We start from the raw sequence: 6,036 nt of genomic DNA on the forward strand, positions 1-6,036 counted from the left end.
TAAAATGAAACAAAACGTAATGGTTTCCGTGTTAGCAGATAATGTCATTTCTCCATTGGGCGAGACATCAGAGGAGAATTATCAGGCTGTGAAAGAGGGGAAGTCTGCTATCCATGCTTATGCTCCTATGACTGCAGGTATACCTAATGGTTTTGTTGCATCTTTATTATCTTCAGACTTTGAAGAGCTTGCTTTTCGATCTGCACAAAAAGCAATAGATGCTTCTGGAATAAATATAAGTAGTACGCGCACTGTTTTTATTCTGAGTTCTACGAAAGGATCAATAGAGAAATTAGGTCAGACAGATGACGATAAACTTTATCTTGGTAATATTGCGCAACGCATTGCTACACGATTAGGTATACAGTTGAGTCCTATTGTCGTGTGTAATGCATGTATATCAGGGTTGGCAGCAATGATTTTAGCTTCGCGTCTATTGGTCTCTAAAAAATATGATTATGCGGTCGTTTGCGGAGCAGATTGTCCTGGTCGTTTTATTATTTCAGGTTTTCAGTCATTGAATGCTATGTCTGCTTTTTCTTGCCAGCCATTTGATATTGAGCGGCAAGGACTTAATTTAGGTGAAGCTGCAGCAACCGTTGTTTTGGGGCGTGAGATTACAACAAAGTCGGTCAATAATGGTTGCAGAAAGCAAGTATGGCAGATAGGTCATGGCTACATCAAGAATGATGCATATCATATCAGTTCTCCGTCAAAGACAGCAGAGGGGTTGTATGAAGCATTACTGGAAACAATGAATGGAATTGATAAAAGGAATATTGCTTTTATCAATGCACACGGTACGGCTACATTGTTCAATGACCAGATGGAGGCTATTGCCATTCATCGGGCAGAATTACAGGATATCCCAGTCAATGCATTGAAAGGTTATGTAGGCCATACGTTAGGTGCAGCTGGTATAATGGAAACCATTCTTTGTATGAAAGCTGTTGATGACCACACTGTTCTTGGTACACGAGGTTATGAAGAAGTAGGGGTGTCTGGTAGAATTCAACTTTCATCGAAACATCATTCCACAATAAAGACATCTTTTATCAAGCAACTATCGGGGTTTGGTGGTTGTAATGCAACGCTCTATGCGCGGTCTGTTAGAGTAGGCCCCCAAGGTTTTAGTGATTGCGATACAAGTGGTAGTATGTCTACTTCTATTTCATCTTGTGTAAAAAAGGGGCATCAGGTGCATATTACTCCGCAAGGTATATGGCTTGATGGTAAAGTATTTGCAATTGATAAAGAAGGAAAACAGAGTAGTCTACTTACTGCGCTTTATAAGCAGATAATAGGTAACTATCCAAAATATTATAAAATGGATGGGCTTTGCCGTTTAGGTTTTGTTGCTTCAGAATTATTGTTAAAAGCAGAAAGGGATGAAGGCTCATTTACTGAAGATACAAACAAAACGAGAGCAATAGTTTTTTTCAATCGTTCGTCATCAATAGCTTCTGATAAGAAATATTTGGCTTCAATAGTAGAGAAAGATAATTATTTTCCCAGTCCTTCTGTTTTTGTTTATACATTACCAAATATTGTTACAGGTGAGATTGCTATCCGTAATGGTTATCATGGAGAAACCTCTTTTTATATTCTGCCTCATAAGAATGAGCTCTTGATGCAAGATATTATAGAAACAACTTTTATGGACGAACAGACCACTTCTGTATTGACGGGTTGGCTTGATTATGAAGATAGTGAACATTTTGAAGCAGATTTATATATTGCTTATAAATAAAATGTTTAAGACTGAAATAAGATTAAAAAATAATATTGCATAAAATAATAGTTATAATGGAAGAGTTAATTAAAGAACTAAAGGAAGAGATTATCAAGGTATTAAATCTCGAAGAGATGACACCGGAAGATATTGATGAGAATGAAGCTCTCTTCGGTGATGGCTTGGGCTTGGATTCAATTGATGCATTAGAATTAATTGTCCTTATGGAGAAGAAATATGGTATTAAATTGGCTAATCCAGCAGAAGGAAAGAAGATCTTTACGAGCATTGCAACTATTGCTGACTTTGTGAGCAAGAACAGAAAGAAATAATATCTTTTCTTTATTAAAGTGTGAACGAATAAGATGAAGATAGCAATCACAGGAGAAGGCATTATCTCTGCAATTGGTCTGAACAAGCAAGAGGTGCTGCAATCATTGCTTGAGAAGCGGAGTGGGATAGGAGAAATGAAGTTTCTTCAATCAACTCATCATGAATTGCCTGTTGGAGAAGTTGGTTTGTCAAATGAACAGATGAAAGGAATACTTGGTATTCCTGTGTCTCAGATGATGAGCCGTACAGCTCTGATGGGTATCATTGCCATACAACAGGCCTTAGAGGATGCTGATATTAAGATTGCTGACATCTTAGAAAGGAAAAAGAATGGTTCTCCTTTACGTATTGTCCTCATCTCTGGTACAACAGTAGGAGGTATGGATCTTACAGAACTTTGTTTTGATGATCTCGATAAAGCAGATTTAGAATTCTTAAAGCATCATGACAGTGGAAGCTGTACAAACTTTATGGCTGATTACTTTGGAATCTTTACTGAGGTAACAACGCTGTCAACTGCATGCTCATCGGCTGCCAATGCCATAATGTTTGGTGCGCGACTCCTGAAAGCAGGGGCTGCTGATATTGTTGTTGCAGGAGGAACTGAAGCTTTAACTCGTTTTCATCTCAATGGCTTTAATTCTTTGATGATACTCGATCATCATCGTTGTCGTCCGTTTGATGATACACGAGAGGGACTGAATTTAGGCGAAGGAGCAGCTTTTGTAGTTTTAGAGTCTCAGGAGATGGCTACTCATAGAGGAGTGGTTCCACATGCTTATTTAACAGGGTATGGGAATGCCTGCGATGCTTTCCATCAAACGGCCTCGTCAAATGACGGAGAAGGCGCGGTACTTTCAATGGAGTTAGCCTTAGAAATGACGCATTTGACTCCCAAAGATATCCAATATGTAAACGCACATGGCACAGGAACGCCTAATAATGATGAGAGTGAGAGCGTCGCATTACAGAGAGTTTTCGGTGAGAATATGCCGTTGGTGTCCAGCACAAAGTCATTTACCGGTCATACAACAAGTGCATCTGGCAGTATAGAGACCGTTATTTGTATCTTAGCTATGCAACATAATTTTGTTCCAGCTAACTTGGGTTGGAGCTGTCAGATGGCAAATGGCATTACTCCTACACTCGGAGTAGAGAATATCCACTTAGAACATATACTCTGTAATTCGTTTGGTTTTGGAGGCAATGATACCTCTTTGGTGATTTCAGCACATCCTGTTGAGGCAACTCCTGAACGAGAAGGCTGCGAAAAAGAGATTAAAGTTCTCTCTCATGTAGAAATAACCTCAGAGGCAGAGCTTGAAAATATTCGCAAATATGTTAAGCCTTTGGAAGCTCGCCGCTTGGGAAAAATCATGAAGGGCTCGCTTCTTGCATCTTTAGAGGCATTGGCTCAAGCTGGTATTGAAAAGCCAGATGCTATTATTACTGGTACGACGTATGGGTGCTTGGAGAATAGTGAACGGCTGTTAGAGCAGTTAAAAGAAGAGGGAGAAGTTATGCTGAAACCCACCTGTTTCATGCAAAGTACTCATAATACGATAGGAAGTAATATTGCTATTAAGACCCATTGTCATGGTTATAATGCTACATATACTCAAGGGATGCAATCTTTGAAATGGGCAATGCGTGATGCTGAATTACTCTTACAGAGTGGGAAGGTGAAAACCGTTCTTGTTGGTTGTCATGATGAGAGTACACCTCTTTTTAATTCTTTATTAAAGCGTATCGGACTTGCAGCAGAGCCTGCCATACATTCAATTGCAATGGTTTTGTCATGTGGAGAGTAATCATATTAGCAATCATCCAAAGTTCACTTTTGGCAGGAGGACAGGTGTTCTTGAAGTTTGCACTTCAGAAGATGCTTCCCTTTGGTTGGACACGAGCGTTTTGGTTTAGCTTACTGCTTAACTGGCAATTTGCATGTAGTGGTTTGTTTTTCGGGGTGAGTTCTATCCTTTGGATGTATATAGTGAAGCATTATCCATTGAGTGTAGCTTATCCGATGATTAGTTTGAGTTATGTGTTTGGGCTTATAGCTGCAATACTCTTTTTCCATGAGTCTGTATCAATGATGAAGTGGGTGGGAGTAAGCCTTATTATTTTAGGTTGCTGTTTAATAGCCAAGTAAAAGATGTAAAATGAAAAAGTTATTGTTATTTTTTATGGTTTTGTGTATAGCTAATGCCAATGCACAAAGTTTTAATGAGACTACTGTCAGGCAGCAGATAGAGAACGCTGCTGCAAATATGAAGACAATGCAATGTGATTTTGTGCAGACGAAGACACTCCGCATGCTTAATGATAAAATGGTGTCACGAGGCAAAATGTATTACCAACAAAGTGATAAACTTCGTTGGGAATATACTTCTCCTTATTTATACACCTTTATATTGAATGGTTCAAAGGTTCTTATTAGCAAAGGTAAACGTAATGATGTCATTAATGTAGAGCAAAGCAAGTTTTTCAAGGAGATTGCGCGCATCATGATGAATAGCGTCGTAGGCAAATGCTTGAATGATAAGAAAGATTTTAAGGTAAGCCTTTCTGCAACACCGACAGAATACATTGCAACACTTTTTCCACAACAAAAACAGATGCAACAGATGTTTCAGAAGATAATCCTTCATTTTAACAGACAGCGAGCTATGGTTGCAAAGGTTGAACTTGTTGAGAAACGTGGTGACCATACTGTTATTGAGATGAAAAACGTAAAAGTTAACAGTCCAATTAATGCAAAGGTTTTTACTATCAATTAGTATTCTCCTACTCTCTCTATCTTCTATGGTAGTGAGGGCACAGGAGTTTGTTGCGTCAGATCAGCAACCTTTACGGGATAGTATAGGTTGTAAGATGAAATATTCTACTACCATAGAGATGTCAAAGGGATATCTCAGTGGTATATCTGTGGTGGTAAGGGAAACTGACGTGTATCGTGGTGTGATATTTAATGAGTTTGGAATTACAGCATTAGAGTTTACATATCACCCTTCTGCAAAGAAAGTAAAGTTGGTGCAAGTTATAAAGATGCTTGACAAGTGGTATATCCGCCGCGTGCTCAAAAAAGATTTGCAGTGTGTGATAGAAAACTTACTGAAAGGAATTTCAACATATGAAGATGGGAAATACCATATTAAGTATGTGTTCTCATTGATGCATGACAGTGATAAACCTAAAGTAACGGAGGAAAACGCGAATGCAACTGAAGAATAATATCTATAAGATAATTGGTAAGGAAGACGAAAGCGGTGTCGTTGATTATACAATTCAACTCATTCCTTCTTGTTTTATCTATCAGGCTCATTTCCCAGGTGAACCTATCACTCCTGGTGTTTGTATTGTTCAGATTGGCAAAGAACTTATTGAAGAATTGTTGGCAGAACAAACATCAAAGCCTCAGACGTTGGAAATTATCAAGGTGAAGAATGTGAAATTTCTTTCTGTGATTTCTCCAAATGAAACGAAACAGCTTGTTTATCAAGTTAAGAAAATGGAATTTTCAGAGGATAAAATGAAGATTGAAGCGCAGGTGGTAGTACTTTCTGAGCACAAAACGATGGCTAAGATTTCTTTAGTGATGCAATGCGTATGACGAATGTGGATATAAAAGAACTATTGCTGTCCGGTAAAAATAGATTGGATGTCTGCAATCCGTTTGTCTATAAGCAATACAAACACTTTTACTCTGTGGGGGCTTGCATTTCACCAAGTATTAAAAAATGGTATCATCGTCTCGTCTCGGCATTGGGAAATCTCGGAAAACGGAAAAATGGGGCTTCGGGGCATCCCGAAAGGTTGAAATTCAGAAAAACAATGTTTCGGGATGTCCCGACGAGTTGTTTTCTTGAAAAATGAGCTGTCGGGGAGCCCCGAAGCCTCAGAATCTGAAAAAATAAGCTTTCGGGGAGTCCCGAAACTCGAAAAATCTGAAAAACAGGTTTTCGGGGAGT

Annotated in this window: 7 protein-coding genes; all 7 read left to right on the top strand. The window is 38.8% G+C overall.

Features of this window, described 5'->3' with window-relative positions; translation table 11 throughout:
* Nucleotides 1-19 precede the first annotated feature (19 nt).
* The 7 genes from HMPREF2983_RS08400 to HMPREF2983_RS08430 are packed head-to-tail and all read left to right on the top strand — an operon-like array spanning nt 20 to nt 5,678.
* Nucleotides 20-1,750: a beta-ketoacyl synthase N-terminal-like domain-containing protein gene (locus tag HMPREF2983_RS08400; protein ID WP_070667733.1), complete on the top strand. Its 1,731-nt coding sequence runs from the start codon at nt 20-22 to the stop codon at nt 1,748-1,750.
* Between the two features lie 56 nt (nt 1,751-1,806).
* Nucleotides 1,807-2,064 carry a phosphopantetheine-binding protein gene (locus tag HMPREF2983_RS08405; RefSeq protein WP_004378538.1) on the top strand — a complete coding sequence of 86 codons (258 nt, stop codon included), beginning with the start codon at nt 1,807-1,809 and terminating at the stop codon, nt 2,062-2,064.
* Nucleotides 2,065-2,097: 33 nt separating this feature from the next.
* Nucleotides 2,098-3,876, top strand: coding sequence for a beta-ketoacyl-[acyl-carrier-protein] synthase family protein (locus HMPREF2983_RS08410; RefSeq protein ID WP_070667709.1), 1,779 nt, complete (start codon nt 2,098-2,100; stop codon nt 3,874-3,876).
* Nucleotides 3,864-4,217: an EamA family transporter gene (locus HMPREF2983_RS08415; RefSeq protein WP_070667710.1), complete on the top strand. Its 354-nt coding sequence runs from the start codon at nt 3,864-3,866 to the stop codon at nt 4,215-4,217. Before HMPREF2983_RS08410 ends, HMPREF2983_RS08415 begins: the two co-directional genes overlap by 13 nt.
* A 10-nt stretch (nt 4,218-4,227) precedes the next feature.
* Entirely contained in the window at nt 4,228-4,845 is a 618-nt protein-coding gene (locus tag HMPREF2983_RS08420) for a flexirubin biosynthesis/transport protein LolA2 (RefSeq protein ID WP_070667711.1), read from the top strand.
* A complete protein-coding gene (locus tag HMPREF2983_RS08425) occupies nt 4,820-5,299 on the top strand; it encodes a hypothetical protein (protein ID WP_070667712.1) in 480 nt (159 codons plus the stop codon). The genes HMPREF2983_RS08420 and HMPREF2983_RS08425 overlap by 26 nt, the downstream gene beginning before the upstream one ends.
* Nucleotides 5,283-5,678 (top strand): ApeI family dehydratase, encoded by a 396-nt coding sequence (locus HMPREF2983_RS08430; RefSeq protein WP_070667713.1) that lies wholly within the window; start codon nt 5,283-5,285, stop codon nt 5,676-5,678. Before HMPREF2983_RS08425 ends, HMPREF2983_RS08430 begins: the two co-directional genes overlap by 17 nt.
* The last annotated feature ends 358 nt before the right edge of the window (nt 5,679-6,036 follow it).

Source organism: Prevotella sp. HMSC077E09 (genome assembly GCF_001814685.1).
Lineage (GTDB): Bacteria > Bacteroidota > Bacteroidia > Bacteroidales > Bacteroidaceae > Prevotella > Prevotella oris.

Coding starts and splice junctions, on each gene's coding strand:
- HMPREF2983_RS08400 (WP_070667733.1), top strand. CDS start 20: ATGGTTTCCGTGTTAGCAGATAATGTCATTTCTCCATTGGGCGAGACA.
- HMPREF2983_RS08405 (WP_004378538.1), top strand. CDS start 1,807: ATGGAAGAGTTAATTAAAGAACTAAAGGAAGAGATTATCAAGGTATTA.
- HMPREF2983_RS08410 (WP_070667709.1), top strand. CDS start 2,098: ATGAAGATAGCAATCACAGGAGAAGGCATTATCTCTGCAATTGGTCTG.
- HMPREF2983_RS08415 (WP_070667710.1), top strand. CDS start 3,864: ATGTGGAGAGTAATCATATTAGCAATCATCCAAAGTTCACTTTTGGCA.
- HMPREF2983_RS08420 (WP_070667711.1), top strand. CDS start 4,228: ATGAAAAAGTTATTGTTATTTTTTATGGTTTTGTGTATAGCTAATGCC.
- HMPREF2983_RS08425 (WP_070667712.1), top strand. CDS start 4,820: ATGCAAAGGTTTTTACTATCAATTAGTATTCTCCTACTCTCTCTATCT.
- HMPREF2983_RS08430 (WP_070667713.1), top strand. CDS start 5,283: ATGCAACTGAAGAATAATATCTATAAGATAATTGGTAAGGAAGACGAA.